This window comes from Mycobacterium sp. 1245805.9 (assembly GCF_001672915.1).
Lineage (GTDB): Bacteria > Actinomycetota > Actinomycetes > Mycobacteriales > Mycobacteriaceae > Mycobacterium.
In genome coordinates this window covers 41,318-68,010 of sequence record NZ_LZKR01000057.1, presented here as the reverse complement: position 1 = coordinate 68,010, position 26,693 = coordinate 41,318, and the positions used below count along the sequence as shown (strand labels likewise).

At 69.6% G+C, this 26,693-nt stretch carries 23 protein-coding genes and 1 pseudogene; 8 read left to right on the top strand and 16 right to left on the bottom strand.

The window, feature by feature from the left end:
* Positions 1–831 (bottom strand): annotated as a pseudogene (locus A9X00_RS09160) (primosome assembly protein PriA); the annotation flags it as partial.
* A 63-nt stretch (positions 832–894) separates the two neighbouring features.
* On the bottom strand, positions 895–1,671 hold the full coding sequence (locus A9X00_RS09155; RefSeq protein WP_082974946.1) for a lysoplasmalogenase: 777 nt from the start codon (positions 1,669–1,671) through the stop codon (positions 895–897).
* Between A9X00_RS09155 and A9X00_RS09150 the strand changes: the two genes are divergently transcribed.
* Together A9X00_RS09150 and A9X00_RS09145 are read left to right on the top strand one after the other, a co-directional pair.
* The gene (locus A9X00_RS09150; RefSeq protein ID WP_067152150.1) at positions 1,670–2,623 is read left to right on the top strand and encodes an alpha/beta hydrolase; all 954 of its coding nucleotides are present in this window, start codon (positions 1,670–1,672) and stop codon (positions 2,621–2,623) included. The genes A9X00_RS09155 and A9X00_RS09150 overlap by 2 nt on opposite strands.
* A gap of 25 nt (positions 2,624–2,648) precedes the next feature.
* The gene (locus A9X00_RS09145) at positions 2,649–3,611 is read left to right on the top strand and encodes an alpha/beta hydrolase (protein ID WP_067152148.1); all 963 of its coding nucleotides are present in this window, start codon (positions 2,649–2,651) and stop codon (positions 3,609–3,611) included.
* Here A9X00_RS09145 and A9X00_RS09140 read toward each other — a convergent pair.
* Positions 3,608–4,636: an AraC family transcriptional regulator gene (locus tag A9X00_RS09140; protein ID WP_067152146.1), complete on the bottom strand. Its 1,029-nt coding sequence runs from the start codon at positions 4,634–4,636 to the stop codon at positions 3,608–3,610. The two genes, A9X00_RS09145 and A9X00_RS09140, sit on opposite strands and share 4 nt — an antisense overlap.
* A 75-nt stretch (positions 4,637–4,711) precedes the next feature.
* Between A9X00_RS09140 and A9X00_RS09135 the strand changes: the two genes are divergently transcribed.
* Both A9X00_RS09135 and A9X00_RS09130 read left to right on the top strand, forming a co-directional pair.
* A complete protein-coding gene (locus A9X00_RS09135) occupies positions 4,712–6,097 on the top strand; it encodes a cytochrome P450 (RefSeq protein ID WP_067152144.1) in 1,386 nt (461 codons plus the stop codon).
* The gene (locus A9X00_RS09130; protein ID WP_067152143.1) at positions 6,094–7,581 is read left to right on the top strand and encodes an NAD(P)/FAD-dependent oxidoreductase; all 1,488 of its coding nucleotides are present in this window, start codon (positions 6,094–6,096) and stop codon (positions 7,579–7,581) included. The genes A9X00_RS09135 and A9X00_RS09130 overlap by 4 nt, the downstream gene beginning before the upstream one ends.
* 4 nt (positions 7,582–7,585) lie before the next feature.
* Here A9X00_RS09130 and A9X00_RS09125 read toward each other — a convergent pair whose 3' ends face one another.
* On the bottom strand, positions 7,586–9,211 hold the full coding sequence (locus A9X00_RS09125) for a GMC oxidoreductase (RefSeq protein WP_067152142.1): 1,626 nt from the start codon (positions 9,209–9,211) through the stop codon (positions 7,586–7,588).
* A 106-nt stretch (positions 9,212–9,317) separates the two neighbouring features.
* Between A9X00_RS09125 and A9X00_RS09120 the strand changes: the two genes are divergently transcribed.
* Genes A9X00_RS09120 through A9X00_RS09110 form a run of 3 tightly spaced genes read left to right on the top strand, consistent with a single transcriptional unit; the run spans position 9,318 to position 12,914 of the window.
* Positions 9,318–10,559, top strand: a complete 1,242-nt coding sequence (locus tag A9X00_RS09120; protein ID WP_156772005.1) for an alkane 1-monooxygenase — start codon at positions 9,318–9,320, stop codon at positions 10,557–10,559.
* Positions 10,523–11,089, top strand: a complete 567-nt coding sequence (locus tag A9X00_RS09115; RefSeq protein WP_067152141.1) for a pyridoxamine 5'-phosphate oxidase family protein — start codon at positions 10,523–10,525, stop codon at positions 11,087–11,089. Before A9X00_RS09120 ends, A9X00_RS09115 begins: the two co-directional genes overlap by 37 nt.
* A 58-nt stretch (positions 11,090–11,147) precedes the next feature.
* Entirely contained in the window at positions 11,148–12,914 is a 1,767-nt protein-coding gene (locus tag A9X00_RS09110) for a PE family protein (RefSeq protein ID WP_067152140.1), read from the top strand.
* Positions 12,915–12,922: 8 nt separating this feature from the next.
* Here the strand turns inward: A9X00_RS09110 and metK are convergent, their stop codons facing one another.
* The 5 genes from metK to mihF all read right to left on the bottom strand — a co-directional run bounded on the left by metK (position 12,923) and on the right by mihF (position 16,903).
* The gene (gene metK / locus A9X00_RS09105; RefSeq protein WP_067152139.1) at positions 12,923–14,134 is read right to left on the bottom strand and encodes a methionine adenosyltransferase; all 1,212 of its coding nucleotides are present in this window, start codon (positions 14,132–14,134) and stop codon (positions 12,923–12,925) included.
* Positions 14,135–14,224: 90 nt separating this feature from the next.
* A complete protein-coding gene (gene coaBC / locus A9X00_RS09100) occupies positions 14,225–15,487 on the bottom strand; it encodes a bifunctional phosphopantothenoylcysteine decarboxylase/phosphopantothenate--cysteine ligase CoaBC (protein ID WP_067152137.1) in 1,263 nt (420 codons plus the stop codon).
* A 13-nt stretch (positions 15,488–15,500) separates the two neighbouring features.
* Positions 15,501–15,824, bottom strand: a complete 324-nt coding sequence (rpoZ, locus tag A9X00_RS09095; RefSeq protein ID WP_067114083.1) for a DNA-directed RNA polymerase subunit omega — start codon at positions 15,822–15,824, stop codon at positions 15,501–15,503.
* Between the two features lie 80 nt (positions 15,825–15,904).
* The gene (gmk, locus tag A9X00_RS09090) at positions 15,905–16,528 is read right to left on the bottom strand and encodes a guanylate kinase (RefSeq protein ID WP_156772004.1); all 624 of its coding nucleotides are present in this window, start codon (positions 16,526–16,528) and stop codon (positions 15,905–15,907) included.
* A gap of 60 nt (positions 16,529–16,588) precedes the next feature.
* A complete protein-coding gene (gene mihF, locus A9X00_RS09085) occupies positions 16,589–16,903 on the bottom strand; it encodes an integration host factor, actinobacterial type (RefSeq protein ID WP_036355303.1) in 315 nt (104 codons plus the stop codon).
* 460 nt (positions 16,904–17,363) lie between these two features.
* Between mihF and A9X00_RS09080 the strand changes: the two genes are divergently transcribed.
* Positions 17,364–17,786, top strand: coding sequence for a molybdopterin-binding protein (locus A9X00_RS09080; protein ID WP_067152134.1), 423 nt, complete (start codon positions 17,364–17,366; stop codon positions 17,784–17,786).
* 107 nt (positions 17,787–17,893) lie between these two features.
* Here the strand turns inward: A9X00_RS09080 and pyrF are convergent, their stop codons facing one another.
* From pyrF to pyrR, 7 genes are all read right to left on the bottom strand, one after another.
* Positions 17,894–18,721, bottom strand: coding sequence for an orotidine-5'-phosphate decarboxylase (gene pyrF / locus A9X00_RS09075; protein ID WP_067152132.1), 828 nt, complete (start codon positions 18,719–18,721; stop codon positions 17,894–17,896).
* Entirely contained in the window at positions 18,718–22,071 is a 3,354-nt protein-coding gene (gene carB / locus A9X00_RS09070; protein WP_067152130.1) for a carbamoyl-phosphate synthase large subunit, read from the bottom strand. The genes pyrF and carB overlap by 4 nt, the downstream gene beginning before the upstream one ends.
* A gap of 94 nt (positions 22,072–22,165) precedes the next feature.
* The gene (gene carA / locus A9X00_RS09065) at positions 22,166–23,284 is read right to left on the bottom strand and encodes a glutamine-hydrolyzing carbamoyl-phosphate synthase small subunit (RefSeq protein WP_067152128.1); all 1,119 of its coding nucleotides are present in this window, start codon (positions 23,282–23,284) and stop codon (positions 22,166–22,168) included.
* Positions 23,281–23,790 (bottom strand): transporter, encoded by a 510-nt coding sequence (locus tag A9X00_RS09060; protein ID WP_067152126.1) that lies wholly within the window; start codon positions 23,788–23,790, stop codon positions 23,281–23,283. Before A9X00_RS09060 ends, carA begins: the two co-directional genes overlap by 4 nt.
* Positions 23,787–25,079 (bottom strand): dihydroorotase, encoded by a 1,293-nt coding sequence (locus A9X00_RS09055; RefSeq protein ID WP_067152124.1) that lies wholly within the window; start codon positions 25,077–25,079, stop codon positions 23,787–23,789. Before A9X00_RS09055 ends, A9X00_RS09060 begins: the two co-directional genes overlap by 4 nt.
* Positions 25,076–26,020, bottom strand: coding sequence for an aspartate carbamoyltransferase catalytic subunit (locus A9X00_RS09050; RefSeq protein ID WP_067152122.1), 945 nt, complete (start codon positions 26,018–26,020; stop codon positions 25,076–25,078). The genes A9X00_RS09055 and A9X00_RS09050 overlap by 4 nt, the downstream gene beginning before the upstream one ends.
* Positions 26,017–26,574 carry a bifunctional pyr operon transcriptional regulator/uracil phosphoribosyltransferase PyrR gene (pyrR, locus tag A9X00_RS09045; RefSeq protein WP_067152120.1) on the bottom strand — a complete coding sequence of 186 codons (558 nt, stop codon included), beginning with the start codon at positions 26,572–26,574 and terminating at the stop codon, positions 26,017–26,019. Before pyrR ends, A9X00_RS09050 begins: the two co-directional genes overlap by 4 nt.
* Between the last annotated feature and the right edge of the window lie 119 nt (positions 26,575–26,693).

The window sequence follows — 26,693 nt, the reverse complement described above, 5'->3', positions numbered from 1 at the left end:
GCGGGCCTGATGCGCGCGCAGCATCGCCACCTCACGGGCGTGCGGGTACGGCGCCCGCGGCTCGGACAGGGTGTCGTCCGCGTCGGCCCACACCATGACCAGGCCCAGGTCGCTCAGCGGCGCGAACACCGCGCTGCGGGTGCCGATCACCAGCCGCGCGGTGCCGCGCAGCGCCGCCAGCCACCGCCGGTAGCGCGCGGCCGGGCCCAGGCCCGCCGACAGCGCCACCACGCAGTCCTTGTCGATCAGCGTCGTCGCCGCCGCCCACAGCGTGTCCAGGTCGCGCTGGTCGGGAACGATCGCCAGCGCCGCCCGGCCCGTCCGGATGGTCTGGGCGGCGGCCTCGGCGAAGCGCTCCGCCCAGGGCTCGCCGGGCAGCGCCTGCCAGACGGCCCGCGCGGCGCGGGATTCGGCAAGCGCCCCCAGGAACTGGCCGCCGCGGCCGTAGGCCTGCCACGCCGACGGGTCGACGGCCGCCGGGATCGGCGGTGCCGGCAGCGGGAGCGTCGCCGCGGGCTCCCGCTCGACCCGGGCGTGCCGGGCCGGCACCGCCAGGCGCAGCACGTCGGGGCGGGTCCCGGCGTAGCGCGCGGCGACCGCGTCGACCAGGCGGCGGATCTCCGGCGTCAGCACCGGTTCGGCCGACACGACGCGGTCCAGCCAGCCCAGCTTGCCGGTGTGGTCGGTGTCGTTGCGGCGCTCTAGCAGGAACCCGTCGACCAGCCGGCCGTGGAACCGCACCCGCACCCGGACCCCCGGCTGGGCGTCGTCGGACTGCTCGGCCGACACCAGGTAGTCGAACTCGCGGTCCAGGTGCGGCACCGAAAGCATCGGCAGCACTCGGGCGATCGGCTCGACCTCGGGAGTTGCCTTGCCAGCCAACGGGATCGACAACTAGCCTTCGTCGGGCTCGGACTCGTAATCCGGCTCGTAGTCGTACTCGTACTCGTACTCGTAGTCGGTCTCGTAATCCGGTTCCTCGCGCCCGAAGAAGAATCCGGCCGTGATCAGGACCTGGGCGGCGGCGTACAACCACCAGATCGGGACCGCCAGCGCGTCGTTGTAGAGGATGAACCGGCCGATGGCGATCATCATGTCCGACACCGCGAAACACACCGCGCCCACCGCGGTCCAGATCGTCGGCAGGTCGGCCAGCAGCGCCAGGCAGACCATCGCGGTCAGCGCGATCAGGTAGAGCGTCACCGGGATGGTCAGCTTGTCGCGGGCCAGGTGCGGCCAGAACCACGCCAGCATCGACACCGAGACCAGGCACATGAAGGCGACGGCGGCGAGGCGCACCCGCGAGACGCGGGCCAGCGGAACCAGGGCCCCCAGGAAACACAAGTGCGCCAACAGGAATGCGGCCAGGCCCAGCCCGAACGACATCGTCCACCACGGGATCGCCAGCAGCCAGTCGCCGACGGCCGACGCCAGCAGCGCGGGCATCAGCCAGCGCCGTTCGCGGACGATCGGGTGCGCCGCCGCGGCGACGGTCAGCAGCAACGCCATCGACGCCTTGAACGGCGGCTGCAGAACCCAGTGCCCGGTCAAGGCCGTTCCCGGCGGCGACCGCAGGGCGACCACGGTCAGGTAGACCCCGTAGGCGAGGCCCGCCCAGCCGGCCACCACCCAGCCACCGGACACCAGGCGGGGTGCGTACGGTACTTCCATGCCCAGCTTGGACACCACCGACGAGAACCCGGGTATCGACCCCATTCTGCTGAAGGTACTGGATGCGGTTCCGTTCCGGTTAACAACCGACGATGGTGTCGCGGCGGCGCGGCAGCGGTTCCGCGACCTGCCGCGCCGTCCGCTGCCCCCGGAGCTGCGGGTGGAGGACCGCGCCATTCCGGGCCCCGGAGGTGCGATCGGCCTCCGGATCTATTGGCCCTCGGCCGATCCCGGGCACCCAGCGCCCGTGGTGCTGTTCTTCCACGGCGGCGGCTGGGTCGTGGGCGACCTGGATACCTACGACGGCACGGCGCGCCAGCACGCGGTGGGCGCCGACGCGATCGTGGTGTCCGTCGACTACCGGCTGGCGCCCGAGCACCGCTATCCCGCCGCCGTCGAAGACGCTTGGGCCGCAACGCTGTGGGTGGCCGAGCACGGCGCCGAGCTGGGCGCCGACACCGCCCGGTTGGCGGTCGCCGGGGATTCGGCCGGCGGAAACATGTCCGCGGTGATCGCGCAACGGAGCCGCGACGAGGGCGGCCCACCGATCGCGTTCCAGCTGTTGTGGTATCCCGCGACGATGTGGGACGCGTCGCTGCCGTCCTTCACCGAAAACGCCACCGCGCCGATCCTCGATGCCAGGGGCGTCGCGGTGTTCTCGCGTTGGTACGCAGGCGAAGTCGACCTGTCCGACCCGCCGCCGGGCATGGCACCCGGACGGGCGAAGAACCTGGCCGGCCTGCCGCCGGCCTACATCGGCGTGGCCGGTCATGACCCGCTGCGCGACGACGGCATCCGCTACGGCGAGCTGTTGGCCGCGGCCGGCGTCCCGGTGGAGGTGCACAACGCGGAGACGATGGTGCACGGCTTCCTGGGCTACGCCGGGGTGGTGCCCGCGGCGACCGCCGCGCAGGACAGGGGCCTCGCGGCGCTGCGGAATGCCCTGCATTAACGGCCGACAAGCGTACGGTGAACGCATGATTGAGCCGACCGTTGCCCGACCGGGCATCGATCCGACGTTGAAGGCGCTGCTCGACGTGTTCCCGATGACCTTCAACGCCGCCGACGGCGTCGAGGTCGCGCGATCGAGGCTGCGTCAGCTCAAGGTCCCCCCGGAACTGCTGCCCGACGTCCGGACTGAGGAGCGGACGATCGGTCACGGCGACCTGACCGGCATTCCGGTGCGGATTTACTGGCCGGCCGCCGACGCCGAGGCGCTGCCCGTCGTCGTCTTCTACCACGGCGGCGGGTTCTCGCTCGGCGACCTGGAGACGCACGACCCGGTCGCCCGCGCCCACGCGGTCGGCGCCGAGGCCATCGTGGTGTCGGTCGACTACCGGCTGGCCCCCGAGCATCCCTTCCCCGCCGGCGTGAACGACTCCTGGGCCGCGCTGCAATGGGTGGCCGAGAACGCCGCCGAGCTGGGCGGCGACCCGGATCGCATTGCGGTGGCCGGGGATTCGGCGGGCGGCAACCTCGCCGCGGTGATGGCGCACCTGGCCCGCGACAATGCCGGCCCGAACCTGGTCTTCCAGTTGCTGTGGTACCCGACCGTCACCGCGGACCTGTCGCTGCCGTCGCACATCGAGAACGCCTACGCGCCCATCCTGGACCGCGACGTCATCGAGGCCTTCCTGTCCTGGTACCTGCCCGACCTCGACATCACCGATCCCAAGGCCCTGCCCATCACGCTGGCCCCGGCCAACGCGGAGGATCTGTCCGGCCTGCCGCCCGCCTTCATCGGGACCGCCGAACACGATCCCCTGCGCGACGACGGCGCCCGCTACGCCGAGCTGCTCAACGCCGCGGGCGTGCCCGCCGAACACAGCAACGAGCCGGACATGGTGCACGGGTACGCCAGCTTCTCCCTGGTCATCCCCGCCGCCGCCGAGGCCACCAACCGCGGGCTGGTGGCGCTGCGCAAGGCGCTGCACCCCTAGCTAGGGGGCCGCGAATACTCGCTGGGCGCAACGCCGTACCAGCGCCTGAACGCGTGCGAGAACGTCGACACCTCGGTGTAGCCCAGCCTTGTCGACACCTCCTCGACGGTCAGGCCGACGTTGCGCAGTAGGTCGACCGCCACGGTCGAGCGCGCCTCGTTCAGCAGGGCCCGAAACGACGTGCCCTCCTCGGCCAGCCGCCGGCGCAGCGTCCGCGGGTGGATGTCGAGTTCGTCGGCGACGTCGGGAAGCGTCGGGAACACGCCGGAATCGCGGAACAGCTTGCTGCGCACCAGCGCGGTGATGCCGCGGCGGCTCTCGCTGCTCTGCATCAGCACGTCGCACTGCGCCATGCACATCTCCAGCGTGTGCCGGTCGGCCTGCGGCAGCGGCTCGTCGAACATGGCCCGCGGAAAGAGCAGCCGGTTGTGCGCTCGGCCGAACCGGACGTCGTGCACCGGCACCAGCTCGAGCAGCGGCCGCAACAGCTCCTCGTCGACCGCCAGCTCCGCCGTCACCTCCTCGGCGTACTTCGCCGCCACCGGCAACGCGAAACTCATTGTGGTCGTGATGATTCCGGCGATGTCGCGCTCGATGAAGAACCCCCGCACGTCGGCGGGCAGGTGGCTGGCGTCGAGTTCGATCACGCAGTCCTTGGCGGTTTCGAACAGCGTCAGGCGGATGTGCATCGTGGTCAGCGCGAAGTAGCGCATCGCGATGGAAAACAGTTCGCGAAGGGTGCCGCACGACATCACGGCGAAGCCGAACAGCCCCAAGTGGGTGAGCGTTGACCGGCTGCCGACGTCGACGCCGATGCCCCGCCGATCCGGAACCCGGGCCAGCAGCCGCCGCACCGCCGCGATCTCGTCGACGACGCTCACCATGGCGTCCGGCTCGTCGAGGTCGGCCGGCTCGATCCCGGTGCCCGCCAACACGTCGGCGGTCGAGACCCCGCGCTCGTTGGCCACCTCGCACAACACCCGGGTCGCGTGCACCGGGTGGCTCAGCGTCGGCGGATGCCCCATCGCGTGTCCCAAAATCCCAACTCCCTGTCCGATAATCTCATTACTGGCCGCCCACGTCATCCATACAGTTGAGTCATGGCGACCCTCAGCGCGCAGCGCCCCGCCGCGGGACCCGCAACCCGGCTGAACTCGTGGACGATGACCCGCGAGGCCCTCACCATCGGATTCGACGTCAGCAACGGGTTCATGGGCCGGGTGCGTGGCAGTGACATCGCCCGGTTCCGTTGCGCCGGAAGGCGATTCGTCTCGATCAGCCATCCCGACTACGTCGACCACGTGCTGCACGGCGCCCGCCTGAAATACGTCAAGTCGAACGAATACGAGCCCATCCGGGCCACCGCGGGCATCAACCTGCTGACCGACGAGGGCGAGTCCTGGGCGGAGCACCGCGGCGCGCTGAACCCGACCTTCGCCCGGCGCCACCTCAACGGCATCGTCGACCTGATGATCGACCCGATCACCGGCGTCACCGACGCGCTGGAACCCGGGGCGCGGTTCGACATCCACCAGACGATGGTCGAGGCGACGCTGCGCGTGGTCGCCAATTCCCTGTTCAGCCAGGACTTCGGGCCCCTGGTGCAGAGCATGCACGACCTCGCGACGCGCGGGCTGCGGCACGCCGAGCGGCTGCAGCGGCTCGGGCTGTGGGGGCTGATGCCGCCCCCGGTCTACGACGCGCTGCACCGGTTGGCCTTCTCGGGCCTCCGCCTGCCACCGCCGTTGCGCGACATGCAGGACATCACGCTGACCCTCGACCGCGCGGTCAACGACGTGATCGACCACCGGCTGAGCCACCCGACCGAGTCCCCGGACCTGCTGGGCGTGCTGCTGCGCGCCGACGGCGGAAGCTGGCCGCGCCAGCGGGTGCGCGACGAGGCCCTGACGTTCATGCTCGCCGGGCACGAAACCACCGCGAACGCGATGTCGTGGTTCTGGTACCTGATGGCCCTGCACGCCGGCGCTCGCGACCGGATGCTCGCCGAGATCGACGAGGCGCTGGGCGCCCGCCGCCCCTGCGCCGACGACCTGGGCCGGCTGCCCTGGACCACCGCGTGCCTGCAGGAGTCGCAGCGCTACTTCTCCGCGGTGTGGATCATCGCGCGCCGGGCCATCGAGGACGACGTCATCGCGGGACATCGCATCCGGCGCGGCACCACCGTCGTCATCCCGATCCACCACATCCACCGCGACCCGCGCTGGTGGCCCGACCCCGAAACGTTCGACCCCGACCGGTTTTACCGGCCGGCGGACCGGCCGCGCTCCGCGTACCTGCCGTTCGGCGGCGGGCGCCGCATCTGCATCGGGCAGAGCTTCGCGCTGATGGAGATGGTGCTGATGGCGGCCATCATGAGTCAGCGCTTCACCTTTGACCTGGCGCCCGGCGCCGCGATAGAACTCGAGGCAACGCTGACCCTGCGGCCCAAGCGCGGGGTGCCCGTCATCGGAAGCAGGCGCACATGAACCCCGAGTACGAGACCCTGATCGTCGGCGCCGGGTTCTCCGGCATCGGCGCCGCGATCAAGCTGGACAAGGCGGGCCTGTCCAACTACCTCGTGATCGAGGCCGGCGACGGGGTCGGCGGCACCTGGCACTGGAACACCTATCCCGGTATCGCCGTGGACATTCCGTCGTTCTCCTATCAGTACTCCTTCGAGCAGAGCCCGCGCTGGTCGCGAACCTACGCGCCGGGCGACGAGCTCAAGGCGTACGCCGAACACTGCGTCGACAAATACGGGATCCGGTCGCGAATCCGGTTCAACACCAAGGTCCTTGCCGCCGAGTTCGACGACGAAAACCACCTGTGGCGGGTGCAGACCGATCCGGGCGGGGAACTCACGGCCCGGTTCCTGATCAGCGCCTGCGGCGTGCTGACCGTGCCGAAGCTCCCCGACATCGATGGCGTGGACTCCTTCGCCGGCATCACCATGCACACCGCGCGCTGGGACCACGGCCAGGACCTGACCGGTAAGCGCGTCGCGATCATCGGCACCGGCGCCTCGGCCGTGCAGGTCATCCCCGAGATCGCGCCGATCGTCTCCCAGCTCACCGTGTTTCAGCGCACCCCGATCTGGTGCTTCCCCAAGTTCGACGTGCCGCTGCCCGCCCCGGCCCGCTGGGCGATGCGGATTCCCGGCGGCAAGGTCGCCCAGCGGCTGCTCAGCCAGGCCTTCGTCGAGCTGACCTTCCCGGTCGCGGCGCATTACTTCACGGTGTTCCCGCTGGCCAAGCGGATGGAGTCGGCCGGGCTGGCCTACCTGCGCCAGCAGGTCACCGACCCGGTGGTGCGCGAAAAGCTCACCCCGCGTTACGCCGTCGGTTGCAAGCGACCCGGCTTCCACAACGACTACCTGGCCACGTTCAACCGCGACAACGTGCGCCTGGTCACCGAGCCGATCGACAAGGTCACGCCAGCCGCGGTGGCCACCACCGACGGCGCGGACCGGGAGGTCCATGAGATAGACGTGCTGATCCTGGCCACCGGCTTCAAGGTGATGGACACCGACAACGTCCCCACCTTCTCGGTCACCGGCAGCGGCGGGGTGTCCCTGAGCCGGTTCTGGGACGAACACCGCCTGCAGGCCTACGAGGGCGTCGCCGTCCCGCAATTCCCAAACCTGTTCACCGTGTTCGGCCCGTACGGCTACGTCGGCTCTTCGTATTTCGCTCTCATCGAGACCCAGACGCACCACATCGTGCGCTGCCTCAAGCGGGCTCGCCGCGACGGCGCGACCCGCGTCGAGGTGACCGAGGAGGCCAACCGCCGCTACTTCGCCGAGATGATGCGCAAGCGGCACCGGCAGATCTTCTGGCAGGACAGCTGCAAGCTGGCCAACAGCTACTACTTCGACAAGAACGGCGACGTGCCGCTGCGGCCGGCCACCACGCTGCAGACCTACTGGCGCAGCCGGCGGTTCGACCTCGACGACTATCGCTTCACCGCGTGATGCGTCAGGCGCGCCCCTGCAGGATCCCCTCGATGTTGCGCTCCGCGAGCGCCGTGATGGACATGAACGGGTTGCAGCCCAGGTAGCCGGGCAGCAGCGACGCGTCGTTGACGTACAGCTTGTCGTAGCCCTTCACCCGGCCGTAGCCGTCGGTGGCCCTGCCCCGGACCACCCCACCCATCGGGTGAACGGTGTTGGGCGCGAACGCCGTTCCCTCGAAGAGGTCGTCGCGGTAGTCGACGCCGTTGGCCTGCGTGACCTTGTCGAACACGAACTGGGCCTTCTCGCGCAGGTTGTCGGTGTGGCCCTCCGGCCAGTCGATGGCGATCGAGTCCTTCGTCCGGTCGTAGCTGATCTCCGCGCGGTCGCCGGTGCGCACCATCACGTAATAGCCCAGCGCGAGCGTCTCCACGGGCAGCGGCAGCGAGAACATGCTGGCGTACACCGGGTTGTCGGGATCGTCGCGGCCGTCGAGGTTGATCATGCCCATCAGGGACTGCTGGGTGCCCGCCGGATCGCCGGGCGCCAGCATGTGCGAGACCATGATGTCCCCGTTGTTCCCGTACCCGCGGCCGATCTCGTCGTTCAGGTGGGGCAGCGTCCCCCGCTCGCGGGCGCGCAGCAGCAGCTCGGTCGTGCCGAGCACCCCCGCGCCGAGATGCAATTGGTCACAACCGATTTCGGCGCGCGCGAGCTCCTTGCCGAAGCGGTCGATCTCGCGGGTGGAGACCACGTATTCGCCGGAACGCTCGCGCCGGATGCCGGTCACCTCGGTGAGTGGCCGCAGCGTGGCCTTGCCCGTGGCCAGCGCGGCCGCGATGTAGGTCTGATCGACGCTGCCGACCCGCCCGTAGTTGTTGCCGTACTGCTGCTCGAAGTTCAGCGCCGAGCGCGGAACCTGTTCCGCCTCTTCGGATTTCATGTAATCGAACGAATACGCGCTGCCGTTGTAGTCCACCTGGTAGCCGGCCGCCTCCGCGTACTGGCGGCCCACCCTGGCGTACTGGAACCACGGCGTCTGCTCGAACCAGTCCATGTCGCGGTAGCTGATCCGCAGCATGGACTTGGCGCGTTCGATGTAGGTACCCAGGAAGGCGTCGGGGTCGATGTCCGGGAAGGCGGCGCGGACCTGGTCGGGCGTCGGGATCGCGGCGATTCCGGCGTTGATCATCGAGCCCCCGCCGACGGCCGCACCGCGGAACACGGTGTGCGCGCCGTGGACCACCTTGTCGCAGATTCCGGCCTGGACCGGTTGGGGGGACGGCGAGTGCTTGGCCACCTGGGCGATCGACACGCCCCGGTATGACGGCACCAGGCTGGGCGGGACCGAGGTGAACCAGCCCGCGCGGTTGTCCGCGGGCACCATCCGCGAGAAGCGCTTGCCGTCCGCGTCCGGCGTGTTCCACCACCTACCCTTCTCCAGGATCAGCGTCTGGATGCCGGCCTCCGCGAGGCGCAGCGCCGACACCCCGCCGCCGTAGCCGCTGCCGACCACAATGGCCTGGTAGTGGGGCCGCAGGGCCGCGGTCGCGGAGGCGTTCCGGCAGCCGAACTCCACCGCCCCAGCGCCGAGAGCGCCCGCCGCGACGCCCGCGGCGGCGCCCAGGAAACGTCTCCGCGAGAAAGCCATTACCCGGGTCGCCTCTCCGATCGTGCGGGTTTATAACGAACTGTGATTTAACTAACTCCGCTCTAAGCATACCTTAGGTACGTTAAATGCGCTACTGTACGTATCCATGACAGGTTTTCCACTCCGAATTGGACTTCCTGCATGTTCTGGTACTGGTGTACCACTTCGGGCCGCAAGCTGGACCAAGCCCAAGCGGTACCTCTGGCTGCTCGCGGCGGCCGTCCCGGCGCTGGTGTTCCCGTCCTGGCTGGCGGTGTGGGCCACCGGGCTCGGCGTGTTCTGGTGGACCGTTCCCATCCTGGCATTCGTGATCATTCCCATCGTCGACCATCTGGTCGGGCCGGACTCGCAAACTCCCGGCGAGAGCGTGCTGGCCTGGCTGGCGACCGACCGGTTTTACCGCTGGGCCACCTACCTCTACTTGCCCAACCAATACCTGTCACTGGTCTTCGCCTGCTGGCTGTGGAGCGGCGGCGGTTGGCTCACAATGGGTTTCGTCGACAAGCTGGGGCTGATGGCGACCGTCGGCCTCATCGGCGGGCTGGCCATCAATGCCGCGCACGAATTGGGACACACGCGCGAGCGGTCCGAGCGACGGTTGAGCAAGGTCGCGCTCGCCCAGACCTGCTACGGGCATTTCTACGTCGAGCACAACCGCGGGCACCACGTCCGGGTGGCGACCGCGGAGGACCCCGCCAGCGCCCGATTCGGCGAGGGCCTCTACGCCTTCCTGCCCCGGTCGGTGGCCGGTGGCCTGCGCTCCGCCTGGCGCCTCGAGGCGGCCCGGTTGGCCGGAGTCGGCAAATCTCGCTGGACGCTGGACAACGACATACTGAACGCATGGCTAATCAGCGCCGCGCTGTTCACCGTACTTTCCGTATGGTTCGGTCCCGTCGTGCTGCCGTGGCTGATCGTCCAGGCGATCGTGGGCTTCGCCCTGCTCGAAACGGTCAACTACATGGAGCATTACGGGCTGCGGCGCCAGCAGCTGCCCAACGGCCGCTACGAACGGGTGCGGCCGGCGCACAGCTGGAACAGCAGCACGGTGATCACCAACGTGCTGCTCTTCCATCTGCAGCGTCATTCCGACCATCACGCGAACCCGCTGCGTCCCTACCAGGTGCTTCGCCACGTCGATGACGCGCCGCAGCTGCCCAGCGGCTACAGCGCGATGTTGCTGGTGGCGCTGATCCCGCCGCTGTGGCGGCGGGTGATGGACCCGCGGGTGCTCGACTTCTACGGCGGCGACATCCGACTGGCCGCGCTAAAACCCGGCGACAGCGCGGGGCCGACGACGCTACGCTTTCCGGCGTGGCAAAAGAGTTTTCGCGTATCGATGAGTCGCTGACCGATTTCATCGCGGATCAGGCCGTATTCTTCGTCGCCACCGCACCCTCCGAGGGCGGCCGAATCAACCTCTCCCCCAAGGGCTATCGGGACACCTTCGCGGTGCTCGACGAGCACACCGTCGCGTACGTCGATCTGTTCGGCAGCGGCGTGGAGACGATCGCCCACCTGCGCGACAACGGCCGCATCACGATCATGTTCTGCTCGTTCACCCGCAACTCGCGGATCCTGCGGCTGTTCGGCACCGGGCGCGTCGTGCGCCCGGACGACGCCGAATTCCCCGGTCTGCTAACGCGTTTCGGCGATCAGCGCGCCGGCGTTCGCGCCGTCATCGTCGTCGACCTCGAACGCATCGCCGACGCCTGCGGGTTCGCGGTGCCCTACTACGAGCTCGTCGACGAGCGGCCCGTGCTCGACGCCTACCACACGCAGGCCTCCGACGAGAAGTTCGCAAACCTCGTCAACCGCAACCGGCGCAGCATCGACGGGCTGCCCGCGCTGGACGCCGACCATCCGCTGCCCCGACCGTAACGCTTTGCCCGCTCCGACCGATGGTTGAGCAGGCGGGGGTGACGGAAAGGGACCGGCGATGTCGTTTGTGTTCGTCACACCGGAGCTCGTCACTGCGGCGGCAACAGACATTGCCGGCATCGGGTCGACGATCAACGCCGCCAACGCCGCCGCGGCGATCCCGACCACCCAGGTGCTGGCCGCGGGCGCGGACGCGGTGTCGACGGCCGTCGCGTCGGTGTTCTCCGGCCATGCCGAGGCCTACCAGGCGATCAGCGCGCAGGCGGCGGCGTTTCATCGGGTTTTCGCGCAGAACCTGGCCTCGAACACCGCGGCGTACACCGGTGCCGAGTTCCAGAACCTGTTGGGGGTCGGAAACAACGGCGACACCAACGCCGGCGGCGGCAACAAGGGCATCGCCAACCTGGGCCTCGGCAACAACGGAACCGGCAACCTGGGCGGCGGCAACGTCGGCGACGGGAACCTCGGCGGCGGCAACCTCGGCGGCGGCAACGTCGGCACCGGCAACTGGGGCAGCGCGAACCTGGGCATGGGGAACCTGGGCAACAACAACCTCGGTGTCGGCAACTACGGCAACAACAACATCGGCATCGGGCTCAACGGCGACAACCTGGTCGGCATCGGCGGCCTCAACGCCAACGGCAGCATCGGCAACCTGGGCTGGGGCAACGCTGGCAACAACAACGTCGGCCTGGGCAACACCGGCAACAACAACGTCGGCCTGGGGCTCACCGGCAACAACGAAATCGGCATCGGCGGCACGTATTACGACACCGCGACGGGTCACTTCACGTTCGGTGGGCTCAACTCGGGCAGCGGCAACGTCGGACTGTTCAACTCCGGCACCGGCAACGTCGGCGTGTTCAATTCGGGCAGCGGCAACACCGGCCTGTTCAACAGTGGCGCTCACAACTGGGGCCTGTTCAACTCGGGCCACGCCAACACCGGCGTCGGCAACACCGGCAACACCAACACCGGGTTGTGGAACGCCGGCTACTCCAACGCCGGAATGTTCAACGCCGGCCTGCAAAACGTCGGCGTCGGCAACCCCGGCGACAGCAACGTCGGCTCGTGGAACGCCGGCCAGAACAACATCGGCGATCTCAACGGGTCAAACGGCAGCATCGGCTACCTCAACGGCGGCTACAACAACATCGGCGTCGGCAACGCCGGCGCGTACAACATGGGCAGCTTCAACGGCGGCGACCAGAACGTCGGCGACTTCAACGCGGGCTGCGACAACACCGGATCGTTCAACCTGGGCAACACCAACACCGGGTTCTTCAACTCGGGCAACACCAACACCGGGCTGTTCAACGCAGGCAACCTGGACACGGGCTGGGGCCGCACCGAAGACCTGACCGGCGTGGTGAGCAACTCGGGCATCGGCAACACCGGCACGGGCAATTCGGGCTTCTTCAACACCAGCGATTACAACTCGGGCTTTTACAACACCGCCAGCGCCGGCCTCAACTCGGGCTTTTACAACAGCGGCGCCGGCGGCAACAACATGGGCTTCTTCAACTCCGGCAGCGGTCAATTCGCCGTGGGCTTCCAGAACTCGGGCAGCGGCAGCTTCTACACCGGCATCGGCAACTTCGGCACGGGCGACTACAACACCGGCATCGGCAACTCCGGCGTCAACGGCAACCACACCGGCTTCTGGAACACCGACACGGGCATCGGCGGCAACACCGGGTTCTTCAACTCCGGCCTGGGCAACAACACCGGCTTCTTCAACACCGGCGGGGGTTACCCCTTCGACCAGGGCAACACCGGCTTCGCCAACTTGGGCGTCGGCGTCTCCGGTTTCTTCCGGCGCTGACGGCCGGCCTAGATCGCGCGCTTGAGCTCGTCGACCATGTTGAGCTGCTCCCACGGCAGCTCGACGTCGGTGCGGCCGAAGTGCCCGTAGGCGGCGGTCTGCGCGTAGATCGGGCGCAGCAGGTCCAGGTCGCGGATGATGGCGCCGGGCCGCAGGTCGAACACCTCGGGCACGATCTTCTCGATCTTGACCGGGTCGACCGTTGCGGTGCCGAACGTCTCGATGAACAGCCCGACCGGGGCGGCCTTGCCGATGGCGTAGGCCACCTGCACCTCGACCCGCTCCGCCAGCCCGGCGGCGACGATGTTCTTGGCCACCCAGCGCATCGCGTACGCCGCCGAGCGGTCCACCTTGGACGGATCCTTGCCGGAGAAGGCGCCGCCGCCGTGGCGGGCCCAGCCGCCGTAGGTGTCGACGATGATCTTGCGGCCGGTCAGGCCCGCGTCGCCCATCGGCCCGCCGACAACGAACTTGCCGGTCGGGTTGACCAGCACCCGGGTCGCCGACGAGTCCAGGGTGTCGTGGGCCAGCTCGTCGAGCACGGTCTGCAGCACGTGCTGCCGGATGTCGGGGTCCAGCGTCTTCTCCAGGTCGATGCCGTCGGCGTGCTGGGTGGAGATGACCACGGTGTCCAGCCGCACCGGGACGTCGTCCTCGTAGGCGATCGTGACCTGGGTCTTGCCGTCGGGGCGCAGGTATCCCAGCGTGCCGTTCTTGCGGACCTCGGTCAGCTTGCGCGACAGGCGGTGCGCCAGCGCGATGGGAAGCGGCATCAGCTCCGGGGTGTCGTTGATCGCGTAACCGAACATCAGGCCCTGGTCACCGGCGCCCTGCGCGTCCAGCGGGTCGGCGGCGCCCTCGACGCGCGTTTCGTGCGCGGTGTCCACGCCCTGCGCGATGTCGGGCGACTGACGGCCGATGCCGATGTTGACCCCGCACGACGCCCCGTCGAAGCCCTTCTCCGACGAGTCGTAGCCGATGTCGAGGATGCGGGCGCGCACGGTGTTGGTGATGTCGGCGAACGCCTCCTTGGCCGACGTCGTCACCTCGCCCACCACGTGCACCTGCCCGGTGGTCACGAGCGTTTCGACCGCCACCCGCGAGCGGGGGTCCCCCGCCAGCAGCGCGTCGAGGACCGAGTCGCTGATCGCGTCACAGATTTTGTCGGGATGCCCTTCGGTCACCGACTCACTGGTAAACAGACGACCCTTTTCGCTCACAGTCCCGATCCTTCCAATAATTAGTTAGTCGAATTATATCTTCTGGCGTCATCCGGCACCCCTCCGGGCGCCGTAGCGAAGTAAACCCTGCTACCCGCTGTGACCGTGCAGGAACGCGACGATTGCATCCACGATACGACTGGCCATCAGCGTCTTCGAGCCGTGTGGCAGCGCCGACTCGGCGCCGTCGGATGCCAGCAGCCAGCCGTCGTTGCTGTCCACCTCGAACGCCTTGTTGTCGCCGACGGCGTTGACGACCAACAGGTCACAACCCTTGCGCCGCAGCTTTTCTCGCGCGTGGAACAGAACGTCTCCGTTGGCGTCGCCGGTCTCGGCGGCAAAACCCACGATGGCCCGCATGTTGGGCAGCTGCCCGTGCGCGCGGGCCCGCACCGCGCCGGCGAGCACGTCGTCGTTGCGGACCAGCTCGATCGTCGGCTCCTCGGCGACGTCCGGGCCCTTTTTGATCTTCGCGGTGGCAACCTGCGCGGGCCGGAAGTCGGCGACGGCCGCCGCCATCACCAGCACGTCCGCGGCGGGTGCGTGCTTGGACACTGCCTCGCCGAGCTGCTCGGCCGAGCTGACGTGCACCACGTTGACGCCGGCTGGGTCGATCAGGCCGGCCGTGTGCCCGGCGATCAGGGTGACCTCGGCGCCGCGCTGGGCGGCGACCCGCGCCACCGCGTAGCCCTGCTTGCCGGAGCTGCGGTTGCCGATGAAGCGCACCGGGTCGATCGGTTCGCGGGTGCCGCCGGCGGTGACCAGCACCCGGCGCCCGGCCAGGTCGTAGGGCAGGGCGTCGTGGCGTTCCAGCAGCAGCTGGGCCAGCGTGGTGATCTCCTCGGCCTCGGGAAGCCGTCCCGCGCCGCTGTCGGCGCCCGTGAGCCGTCCGTAGGCGGGTTCCAGCACGACGGCCCCGCGGCGCCTCAATGTGGCCACGTTGTCGACGGTGGCCGGGTGCAACCACATCTCGGTGTGCATCGCCGGAGCGAACAGCACCGGACACCGGGCGGTCAGCAGGGTCGCGGTCAGCAGGTCGTCGGCGCGGCCGGAGACGGCCCTGGCCAGCAGGTCGGCGGTGGCCGGCGCCACGACGACCAGGTCGGCCTCCTTGCCGAGCTGGACGTGCGGCACCTCCGGCACGTCATCGAAGACACCGGTGCGCACCGGCTGCCCGGACAGCGCCTCGAAGGTGGCGGCGCCCACGAAGCGCAGCGCGGATTCGGTGGGGATGACGCGGACTTGGTGGCCGGCTTCGGCGAGCTGACGGACGACGGTGCATGCCTTGTAGGCGGCGATGCCCCCGGAAACGCCAACGATGACCCTTTTCGCGGTCCGATTGCCGTCGTCCACAGCGCCGGGCCCGTTACTCGCCCTCGGTGTGCTCGAGCAGGTCGGCGTGGATCTCGCGCAGCGCGATGGACAGCGGCTTTTCCTGCAGTCCGGGCTCGACGAGCGGGCCCACGTACTCGAGGATGCCCTCGCCGAGCTGGTTGTAGTAATCGTTGATCTGGCGGGCCCGCTTGGCCGCGTAGATGACCAGGGCGTACTTGCTGGACACGCGGTCCAGCAGCTCGTCGATGGGCGGGTTGGTGATGCCCAGCGGGGTGTCGTAGGCGCCCTGGCCGCCGGCCGACGGGTCGAACTGGTCCACGGCGGTCAGCGACGCGTCGGACTGGGGAATGCTCACGTAGGTCAGTCTCCTGGCGGATAGAGCCGTGCGGTACGGCTAGAGAACTTCGATGCTTGAATCTGGTCTGGTCAGGCGGTTCATGCCGGGCCCGGCGCAGTTACCAGCAAGGATACCAATTCGGCGCACGCTGACTCCAATCGACTGTTGACCACCACCGCGTCGAAGTCGTTTTGCGCCGCCATTTCGGTGCGCGCGGTGTCCAGGCGGCGCCGGATGGCCTCCGGCGTCTCGGTGCCCCGGCCGATCAGCCTGGCTTCCAGGTCCTCCCAGCTGGGCGGCGCCAGGAACACCGTGAGGGCCTCGGGCATCGCCTTCTTGACCGCCCTGGCGCCGGCCAGGTCGACCTCGATGAGCACGGGAAGCCCGGACGCGGTGGCGGCCCGTACCGGCTCGGCCAGGGTGCCCGACCGGTGCAGCCCGCCGTGGATCTCGGCCCACTCGAGCAGGGCGCCGTCGTCGATCAGCTGCTGGAACCGGGCGGGGGTGACGAAGTGATAGTCGACGCCGTCGACCTCGCCGGGCCGCGGGGCCCGGGTGGTGGCCGACACGCTGAACTGCAGGTTGGGGATCCGCTCGCGCAGACACCGGACCACCGTCGACTTGCCGACCGCGGAGGGACCGGACAGCACGACCACACGCCCCCGGCCTGATGGCTCAGGGCGTGCCCCCCGTGCGACGTCCGGCCCCCCGCCGGCGCTCACTGGCGCTCCTGGGTCGGTGCCCCCAACAGGCCGTTCGGCCTGCATGGTCGCGGTGTCGGGTTAGGAGCCGAACTTTTCCAGCAGGGCCTTGCGCTGCCGGTCCCCGAGGCCGCGCAGGCGGCGGGTGGGGGCGATCTCCAGCTCGGTCATGATCTCCTGCGCCTTGACCTTGCCCACCTTCGGCAAGGCCTCGAGCAGCGCAGACACCTTCATCTTGCCAAGGACTTCATCGCTTTCGGCGTCCTTGAGCACCTGGGTGAGGTTGGTGCCACCGCGCTTGAGGCGATCCTTGAGCTCTGCTCGCGCTCGACGTGCGGCGGCCGCCTTCTCCAACGCGGCCGCGCGCTGCTCGTCGGTCAACTGGGGAAGGGCCACGATTCCTCCGTATCTGATCAATCGATAATCGATCTCGTTTTTGTCTCTGCCGGGTACTTCAGCCAGCGGAGATGACCGTACTCAGGCTTCCTGACGAAATCTAACCCGACCCCCTGGTTAATTGTGCAAATGTGCAGCGTGAGCCGCCGGGACGGGCCCGGCGGGGCCTCGCCGAGACGGGCCCGGCGCCGCCCCGAGCCGGTCGCGGCGACGCGCTCTCGGTGGCCCCAATAACGTGTTCTACCTGCGGTTTTGTGCCGTAACACCAGGCGGGGGCGGGGCGCCCGCGGGGCGCGCCGACGGCGGTGGCCGACGGCCCCGAACCCGGGTGCCGGGGATCACGAGATTTTTCGTCGCGTGTCGCGCGTGTCGCGGCCCGGCAGTCCAGCGCCAGGTCGGCGGCGGTTATGCAGCGATGTGCCAGCTAACACCCAGCCAAATATCAGTTACGATCGAAATCGTGCCGAACCTGCGCATCCGTCAGGCGGCTGAACTGCTGGGAGTCAGCGACGACACCGTCCGTCGCTGGATCAACCAGGGCACGTTGTCGGTCACCCACGACGCGGCGGGACGCAAGGTCATCGCCAGCGAGGATCTGGCCGAATTTTCCCGGGCAAACGCGCCCGCCCCGCCGCCGGACCCGCTGAGCATCGGCAGCTCGGCCCGCAACCGGTTCGTCGGCCTGGTCACCAAGGTCCTCAGCGACACGGTGATGACGCAGGTCGAGATGCAGTGCGGCCCGCACACCGTGGTCTCGCTGATGAGCACCGCCGCGGCCGAGGAGCTGAAACTGCGGCCCGGCAGCGTCGCCGTGGCCGTCGTCAAGGCCACCACCGTCATCGTGGAGACCGCCAGGCCAGGAGCGGCGATAGGCGCGGAATGACGCGCTGAGCGTGCGCTGACGGCTTTGCGTGTGCAGTGGGGGCGGAAAAGCGGCCGGATTTGCGCCCTCAGCTCACTTTGAAAGCCAAGGATTCACACCCAAGCGGCCTACAGGGCCGCGAGGTAGGCGACGGAGTCCAGCATCCGTTGGCCGGCCGCGCGCAGGTCCGCCACGCTGGGGCCGGCCCGCAGCACCTCACGCGCCACCGCGGGCAGCAGCTGGCCGGGGGCGGCCCCGCCGAGGCCGCGGAGCGCCTCGGGCCGTCCGCCCTGCACCCCGACGCCGGGCACCAGCACCGGTCCGCCCAGCTCGCTGACGTCGGGCGCCTCGAAGACGGTCGCGCCGAGCACCACGCCGACGTAGCCGGGCTCGGTCGGGTTGGCCGAACGGTTGACCACCGCCGCCTGGTCGATGATCAGCTGGGACACCGTGCGGCCGTCGAATTCGGCGCGCTGCACGGTGCCGCCCTCCGGGTTGGACGTCGCCGCCAGCACGAACACGCCCCGGTCGTTGGCCGCGGCGGCCTCCAGCAGCGGGCGCAGCGACCCGAAGCCCAGGTAGGGCGAGGCGGTCACCGCGTCGGCGGCCAGCGGCGAGTCGCCGGCCCAGGCCGCGGCGTAGGCCGCCATGGTCGTCCCGATGTCGCCGCGCTTGGCGTCGGCCAGGACCAGCACCCCGGCCGAGCGCAGCGCGGCGATGGTGCGTTCCAGGACCGCGTATCCGGCGGCGCCGTAGGCCTCGAAGAACGCCACCTGGGGCTTGACGACCGCGAATCCGGCGAACGCCTCGATGCAGACGTCGCAGAACGCGGCCAGGCCGTCGGCCGTGGTGGGCAGGTCCCACGCCCGCAGCAGCTCCGGGTGCGGGTCGATGCCCAGGCACAGCGGGCCGCGGCTGAGCTTCGCCGCCGCCAGCCGGGCACCGAATCCGGTCATTGGGAGCCGCCAGCCGGCGCGATCGCGCTGTGCAGCTCCTGCAGCGAGCGCACGCCGATGTCGCCGCGGATGCCCGCCTCGATGCCCTGCACGGCGGCCGATGCGCCCTGCACCGTGGTGACGCAGGGGATGTTGACCGACACCGCGGCCGAGCGGATCTCGTAGCCGTCGATGCGCGGGCCGGAGTTGCCGAACGGCGTGTTGATCACCATGTTGACCTCGCCGGCCTTGATCGCGTCGACGGCCGACATCGCGGGGCGGCCGGGCTGCGGCGGCTCGAAGTGCTTGCGGACCTCGTCGCAGGGAATCCCGTTGCGGCGCAACATCTCCGCGGTGCCCTCGGTGGCCAGCACCCGGAAACCGAGGTCGGCCAGCCGCTTGACCGGGAACACCAGTGACCGCTTGTCCCGGTTGGCGACCGACACGAAGATCGTCCCGCCGGCCGGCAGCGATCCGTAGGCGGCGGTCTGGCTCTTGGCGAAGGCGCTGCCGAAGTCGCGGTCGATGCCCATCACCTCGCCCGTCGATTTCATCTCCGGGCCGAGCAGCGAGTCGATGGCGGCGCCGTCGGCGCGGCGGAAGCGGTGGAACGGCAGCACGGCCTCCTTGACCGCGATCGGCGCCTGCGGCGGCGCGTGGGCGCCGTCGCAGGTCGCGGCCAGCAGGCCCTCGTCGCGCAGCTGGGAGATGGTGGCACCCAACATGATCCGCGCGCAGGCCTTGGCGAGCGGGATCGCGGTCGCCTTGGAGACGAACGGCACCGTGCGGCTGGCCCGCGGGTTGGCCTCGAGCACGTAGAGCACGTCGTCCTTGAGCGCGTACTGCACGTTGAGCAACCCGACGACGCCGATGCCGTGGGCGATGGCCTCGGTGGCGCGGCGCACCTTCTCGATGTCGCTGCGGCCCAGCGTGACCGGGGGCAGCGCGCAAGCCGAGTCGCCGGAGTGGATGCCGGCCTCCTCGATGTGTTCCATGATGCCGCCGATGTAGACCTCCGAGCCGTCGCACAGGGCGTCGACGTCGATCTCCACCGCGTCCTCGAGGAAGCGGTCGACGAGCACCGGGTGCTCGGGCGAGAGCGCGGTGGCGCGGGTGATGTAGCCCTCCAGCGTCTCCTCGTCGTAGACGATCTCCATGCCGCGGCCGCCGAGCACGTAGGACGGCCGCACCAGCACCGGGTAGCCGATGTCCTCGGCGATGCGGCGGGCCTGCGCGAAAGTCGTTGCCATGCCGTACTTCGGCGCCGGCAACCCGGCCGCGGCCAACACGTCGCCGAAGGCGCCGCGGTCCTCGGCCAGGTCGATGGCCTCCGGCGGGGTGCCGACGATCGGGACCCCGGCGTCGAAGAGCCGCTGCGCCAGCCCCAGCGGCGTCTGCCCGCCGAGCTGCACGATGACCCCCACCACCCCGGGGCCGCCGGTCCCCGACTGCGTTTCGGCGTGGAACACCTCGAGCACGTCCTCGAAGGTCAGCGGCTCGAAATACAGCCGGTCGGCGGTGTCGTAGTCGGTGGACACCGTCTCCGGGTTGCAGTTGACCATCACGGTCTCGAAACCGGCCTGGGACAACGTCGTTGCCGCGTGCACGCAGCTGTAGTCGAATTCGATGCCCTGACCGATGCGGTTGGGGCCCGAACCCAGGATCAGCACCTTGGGTTTGTCGGTCTGCGGGGCCACTTCTGTCTCGGCGGCGGGGTCCAGCTCGTAGCTGCTGTAGTGGTAGGGCGTCTTGGCCTCGAACTCCGCGGCGCAGGTGTCCACCGTCTTGTACACGGGGTGGATGCCGAGGCGCTCGCGCAGCGAGCGCACCCCGTTCTCCCCCGCCAATTCCGGCCGCAGCGCGGCGATCTGGCGGTCCGAGAGCCCGCTGTGTTTGGCCCGCCGCAGCAGCTCGGCGTCGAGCACCGGGGCGTCGACCAGCCGGGCGCGCAGCCCGATCAGCTCGCCGATCTGTGCGACGAACCACGGGTCGACCCCGCTGGCCTCGGCGACCCGCTCGACCGAGGCGCCCAGCCGCAGCGCCAGCTCGATGTCGTAGAGCCGGCCCTCGGTCGGCGTCCGCAGCCGGGTCAGGACCTCGTCGATGTCGCCCCGGTCGTCGGGGGCGGTCCAGAAGCCGGCGCGGCCGGTCTCCAGGGAGCGCATCACCTTGCCGAGCGCCTCGATGAAGTTGCGGCCCAACGACATCGCCTCGCCGACGGACTTCATGGTGGTGGTCAGGGTGGGGTCGGCGCCGGGGAACTTCTCGAACGCGAACCGCGGGGCCTTGACGACGACGTAGTCCAGCGTCGGCTCGAAGCAGGCCGGTGTCTCCTTGGTGATGTCGTTGAGGATCTCGTCGAGGGTGTAGCCGATGGCCAGCTTGGCGGCGATCTTGGCGATCGGAAAGCCGGTGGCCTTGGACGCCAGCGCGCTGGACCGCGACACCCGCGGGTTCATCTCGACGACGATCAGCCGGCCGTCGCGCGGGTTGACCGCGAACTGGATGTTGCAGCCGCCGGTGTCGACGCCGACCTCGCGCAGGATCGCGATGCCCAGGTCGCGCATCCGCTGGTATTCCCGGTCGGTCAGCGTCATCGCGGGCGCGACGGTCACCGAGTCGCCGGTGTGCACGCCCATCGGGTCGACGTTCTCGATCGAGCACACCACCACCACGTTGTCGTGGCCGTCGCGCATCAGCTCGAGCTCGAATTCCTTCCAGCCGTAGATCGATTCCTCGATGAGCACGTTCGCGCTGGGCGAGGCGGCCAGCCCGGCGCCGGCCATCCGGTCGACCTCCTCGGCGGAGTGCGCCATGCCCGAGCCCAGGCCGCCCATGGTGAAGCTGGGCCGCACCACCACCGGCAGGCCGACCTCTGCGACGGTCTCGCGGACCTCGTCCATCGTGAAACACACTCGGCTGCGGGCGGATTCACCGCCGACCTTGGCGACGATGTCCTTGAACCGCTGCCGGTCCTCGCCACGCTGGATGGCGTCGAAGTCGGCGCCGATCAGCTCGACGCCGTAGCGCTCCAGCGCCCCGTTCTCGTACAGCGCGACCGCGGTGTTCAGCGCGGTCTGCCCGCCCAGGGTGGCCAGCAGGGCGTCGATCTTGTTGCCGCGCTCCGCCTGTTGGGCGATCACCCGCTCGACGAACGCCGGCGTGATGGGTTCGACGTAGGTGTGATCGGCGAACTCGGGGTCGGTCATGATGGTGGCCGGGTTCGAATTGACCAGGCTCACCTGCAGGCCCTCGGCGCGCAGCACCCGGCAAGCCTGGGTGCCCGAGTAGTCGAACTCGCAGGCCTGCCCGATCACGATCGGCCCCGAGCCGATCACCAGCACGTGGTGCAAGTCGGTGCGGCGCGGCACTAGCGTCCCCCTCTCTCGGCGCGAGGGTGCGCAGATGTACAGGTATTACGGCGTGTCGCCGTACAAACACGCACGCTCGCGTGGAAAGCCGGCACTAGCGTCCCCCTGCCATCAGGTCGACGAATTGGTCGAACAGGTACTCCGCGTCGTGCGGGCCGGCGGCGGCCTCGGGGTGGTATTGCACCGAAAACGCCTTGCCGTCGGCGAGTTTGACGCCTTCCACCACCCCGTCGTTGGCGCAGGTGTGGCTGACGATCGCCGGGCCGAACGGCGTGTCGAAGGACTGGCCCGCCTCGCCTTCGAGCGCGAAGCCGTGGTTCTGTGCGGTCACCGCGACCCGCCCGGTGGCGTGGTCGATGACCGGGACGTTGATGCCGCGGTGCCCGAAGACCATCTTGTAGGTGGACAGGCCCAGGGCCCGGCCGAGGATCTGGTTGCCGAAACAGATGCCGAACAACGGGATTCCGGCGCCCAGCACCTCGCGGGTGAGCTCAACGACGTGGTCGGCGGTAGCGGGGTCGCCCGGGCCGTTGGACAGGAACACGCCGTCGGGGCTGATGTCGGCGATCTGCTCGAAGGTCGCCGAAGCGGGCAGCACGTGGCTGCGGATGCCGCGCCGGGAGAAGTTTCGGGGTGTGTTGGTCTTGATCCCCAGGTCGAGGGCGGCCACCGTGAACCGGTGCGGCACTTCGGGTTCCACGACGTAGGCGCCGTCGGTGCTGACCTCGCCGGCCAGGTCGGCGCCCAGCATCGACTGCTGGCCCCGCACCCGCTCCTGCAACTCGGCCGGCTCGGCCAGCGCGTCGCCGGAGAAGATCCCCGCCTTCATCGAGCCGCGGCTGCGCAAGTGCCGCACCACCGCCCGGGTGTCGATGCCGGCGATGCCGACGACGCCCTGCCGGGCCAGCTCGTCCTCCAGCGTGCCGGTGGCGCGCCAGTTGGAGGCGCGCGGCGACGGGTCGCGCACCGCGTAGCCGGCGACCCAGATCTTGTCGCCGCGGCTTTCGGCGTCCTCGTCGTTCCAGCCGGTGTTGCCGATCTGCGGCGCGGTGGCCACGACGATCTGGCGGTGATAGCTGGGGTCGGTCAGCGTCTCCTGGTAGCCGGACATGCCGGTGGAGAACACGGCCTCCCCGAGCGTCTGGCCGACCTTGCCGAACGGCGTTCCGGTGAAGACGCGCCCGTCTTCCAGAACCAGCACAGCTTTAGTCACGCGGCCCCCTTCTCCTGGCCCTCCAGCCAGGCGTCGTACTCGTCGCGGTGGTTCGCGCGAAACGCGGTGTCGATCTCGGTTCCCGAAGGCAGCCGCCACCGGATCGCCAATATTCCGGTGCGGGGCGCGACCCTACCCGCCATTCGGCGCTCCATGCGGATGCCCTCGATCGAGGCCTGGGGAATCCAAATGGGTTGGGCCCGCAGCCTTTCCACCATGATCCCCTCGTGATAGCGGGTCATCACCGCCTTGCTGCGGAAACCCAGATCGCCGGCCGCGATCCGCTCGCTCCAGTCGGGCGCCATCATGGAGCCGCAATAGTGGCCGCGGGTGGTGATGGTCGCGGCCCCCACCTTGTCGGGCAGGTCGGGCAGCTCGCCGATCAACTGCTCCTGCCGCTGCCCGCGCCGCTGCCAGGAGCGCATGATCAGCTGGATGAGCACCGTTATCACGACCACCAGCACGGCCGCGAAGATCAGCGACCCCACCAGCGTGCCGGAATTCATGCCGGGCTCTTCCCGTCCCGCGCGGTGACCTTTCCGCGCAGCAGGGTCGCGGTCACGGTGGCGGGCAACGTCATTGACTCGTACGGCGTGTTGGCCGACCGGCTGGCCAGGTCCGACCCGGCGACCGTCCACGTCGCGTCCGGGTCCACGACGGTCAGGTTGGCCGGCTCCCCCACCTCCAGCGGGCGCCCGTGGTCGGGCAACCCGACGATGCGCGCCGGGTTCTCGCTCATCACCCGCGCCACATCGCGCCAGGTCAACAGCCCGGGTGCCACCATCGTCTGCGCCACCACCGACAGCGCGGTCTGCAGCCCCAGCATGCCGGGGCGCGCCGCCGAGAACTCGACGCACTTCTCGTGTTCGGCGTGCGGGGCATGGTCGGTAGCCACACAGTCGATTACCCCGTCGGCCAGCGCCTGACGCAGCGCGACGGCGTCGGCGGCCTCGCGCAGCGGCGGGTTGACCCGGTTCACGCCCTCGTAGTTGGCCAGCCGGCTGTCGTCGAGCAGCAGGTGGTGCGGGGTGACCTCGGCGGTGATCGAGATGCCTTGTTCCTTGGCCCATTTCACGATCTCGACGGTGCCCGCGGTGGAGGCGTGGCAGATGTGCACCCGGGCACCGGCGTCGCGGGCCAGCAGCGCGTCGCGGGCGACGATCGATTCCTCGGCTGCCCGGGGCCACCCGGCGAGTCCCAGCCGCGCCGCCGTCGGGCCCTCGTGCGCGACGGCGCCGACGGTCAGCCTGGGCTCCTCGGCGTGCTGGGCGATCAGCACCCCCAGGCCGGTGGCGTACTCCAGGGCGCGGCGCATGATCAGCGGGTCGTGCACGCAGATGCCGTCGTCGGAGAACATCCGCACCTGCGCGGCGCCGGCGGCCATCATGCCCATTTCGGTGAGCTCGGCCCCGGCCAGCCCGACGGTGACGGCGCCGACGGGATGCACGTCGACAAGCCCGACCTGCTGGCCGCGATGCCAGACGTGGTCGGTGACCACCGGGCTGTCGGCAACGGGATTGGTGTTGGCCATCGCGAACACGGCCGTGTAGCCGCCCAAAGCCGCTGCTGCCGAACCGGTTTCGATGTCCTCGGCGTATTCGCGGCCCGGCTCGCGCAGGTGGGTGTGCAGGTCGACGAACCCGGGCAGCAGCACCTGGCCGGTCGCGTCGATCACGTCGGCCGTGTCGGGGATCTCGAGTTTCGGCCCGATGTCCGCGATCTGACCGTCATCGACCAGCACGTCGACCCGGTCGCCTTCGCCGTAGAGCCGCACCCCGCGGATCAGCACGCTCATGCCGCGATGTCCTCCGCCCCGACCAGCACATGGAACAGCACCGCCATCCGCACATGCACTCCGTTCGAAACCTGTTGCAGCACAGCCGATTGCGACGAGTCCGCCACCGACGACGAGATCTCCATGCCGCGCACCATCGGCCCCGGGTGCAGCACCACGGCGTGGCCGGGCAGCATCGCCTGGCGCCGCTCGGAAAGCCCGTAGCGGACCGAGTATTCGCGCACCGACGGGAAGAAGCCGCCGTTCATCCGCTCGGCCTGCACGCGCAGCATCAGCACCGCGGCGGCGGCGGGCAGCTCGGCGTCGAAGTCGTAGCTGACGGTGGCCGGCCAGCCGTCGACCCCGACCGGCAGCAGCGTCGGCGGCGCGACCAGCACCACCTCGGCGCCCAGGGTGGCCAGCAGCATGACGTTGGAGCGGGCGACCCGGCTGTGCAGGATGTCGCCGACGATCACGACGCGCCGGCCCTCGATGCCGCCGAGCCGCTGGCGGACGGTCAACGCGTCCAGCAGCGCCTGCGTGGGGTGCTCGTGGGTGCCGTCCCCGGCGTTGATCACCGACGGGCCGTCGCCATTGCTGCAAGTCCAGTCGGCGAGCAGGTGCGCGGCGCCGGACGCGGGGTGGCGGATGATCAGCGCGTCGGCGCCGGCCGCGCGCAGCGTCAGCGCGGTGTCGCGCAGTGACTCGCCCTTGCCCACCGACGATCCGGCGGCGCTGACGTTGATCACGTCGGCGCTCATCCACTTGCCGGCCACCTCGAAGGAGACCCGGGTGCGGGTGGAGTTCTCGTAGAACATCGTGACGACGGTGCGGCCGCGCAGCGTCGGCAACTTCTTGATCTCGCGGCCGACCAGCGCCTGCGCGAACCGGTCCGCGTCGTCGAGGATCGCGGTGGCGTCGTCGCGGCTCAGGTCGCCGGCGGCCAGCAGGTGGCGCGTCATCGCGAGATCACCACCCCGTCGCGGCCGTCGTGCTCACTGAGCTGCACGTGCACGCTCTCGGCGCGCGAGGTCGGCACGTTCTTGCCGACGTAGTCGGCGCGCAGCGGCAGTTCGCGGTGGCCGCGGTCGACCAGCACCGCCAGTTGCACCGCCCGCGGCCGGCCCACGTCGCGTAGCGCGTCCAGGGCCGAGCGCACCGAGCGGCCGGAGTAGAGCACGTCGTCGACGAGGATCACCAGCGCGTCGTCGACGCCGCCGGCCGGGATGGAGGTGGCCGCCAGCGGGCGCGGCGGCTTTTGCATGAGGTCGTCGCGATAGAGGGTGATGTCCAGGGCGCCGTGCGCGACGTCGACCCCGCTGAACTCGCGGATGTTGGTGGCGAGCCGGGTGGCCAGGATCACGCCGCGGGTCGGGATGCCCAGCAGCACCACGCGCGGTCCGTCGGGACCATCCAGCGCGGTCTTTTCGATGATCTGATGCGCGATGCGGGAAATGGTGCGACTCACGTCGGCCGCCGACATCAATTCGCGGCCGGTGTCATCCGCGGCGCACATACGAGACTTGACCTCCTTCTCCGCCTCTCTGGACGGATCGTTAAAGGATGTCGACTGCCCGGCAGCGTAGCACTTCCCGCTTCGCGGCCCGCAACGCGCCCAACGTGTCGGCGACTCGT

Coding starts and splice junctions, on each gene's coding strand:
- A9X00_RS09055 (WP_067152124.1), bottom strand. CDS start 25,079: ATGAGCGTGCTGATCCGCGGGGTGCGGCTCTACGGCGAAGGCGACCGG.
- A9X00_RS09135 (WP_067152144.1), top strand. CDS start 4,712: ATGGCGACCCTCAGCGCGCAGCGCCCCGCCGCGGGACCCGCAACCCGG.
- A9X00_RS09125 (WP_067152142.1), bottom strand. CDS start 9,211: ATGGCTTTCTCGCGGAGACGTTTCCTGGGCGCCGCCGCGGGCGTCGCG.
- A9X00_RS09110 (WP_067152140.1), top strand. CDS start 11,148: ATGTCGTTTGTGTTCGTCACACCGGAGCTCGTCACTGCGGCGGCAACA.
- A9X00_RS09150 (WP_067152150.1), top strand. CDS start 1,670: ATGCCCAGCTTGGACACCACCGACGAGAACCCGGGTATCGACCCCATT.
- A9X00_RS09050 (WP_067152122.1), bottom strand. CDS start 26,020: ATGACGCGCCACCTGCTGGCCGCCGGCGACCTGAGCCGCGACGACGCC.
- A9X00_RS09060 (WP_067152126.1), bottom strand. CDS start 23,790: ATGAATTCCGGCACGCTGGTGGGGTCGCTGATCTTCGCGGCCGTGCTG.
- pyrR (WP_067152120.1), bottom strand. CDS start 26,574: ATGTGCGCCGCGGATGACACCGGCCGCGAATTGATGTCGGCGGCCGAC.
- pyrF (WP_067152132.1), bottom strand. CDS start 18,721: ATGACCGGATTCGGTGCCCGGCTGGCGGCGGCGAAGCTCAGCCGCGGC.
- A9X00_RS09140 (WP_067152146.1), bottom strand. CDS start 4,636: ATGGGGCATCCGCCGACGCTGAGCCACCCGGTGCACGCGACCCGGGTG.
- A9X00_RS09145 (WP_067152148.1), top strand. CDS start 2,649: ATGATTGAGCCGACCGTTGCCCGACCGGGCATCGATCCGACGTTGAAG.
- A9X00_RS09155 (WP_082974946.1), bottom strand. CDS start 1,671: ATGGAAGTACCGTACGCACCCCGCCTGGTGTCCGGTGGCTGGGTGGTG.
- A9X00_RS09130 (WP_067152143.1), top strand. CDS start 6,094: ATGAACCCCGAGTACGAGACCCTGATCGTCGGCGCCGGGTTCTCCGGC.
- A9X00_RS09120 (WP_156772005.1), top strand. CDS start 9,318: ATGACAGGTTTTCCACTCCGAATTGGACTTCCTGCATGTTCTGGTACT.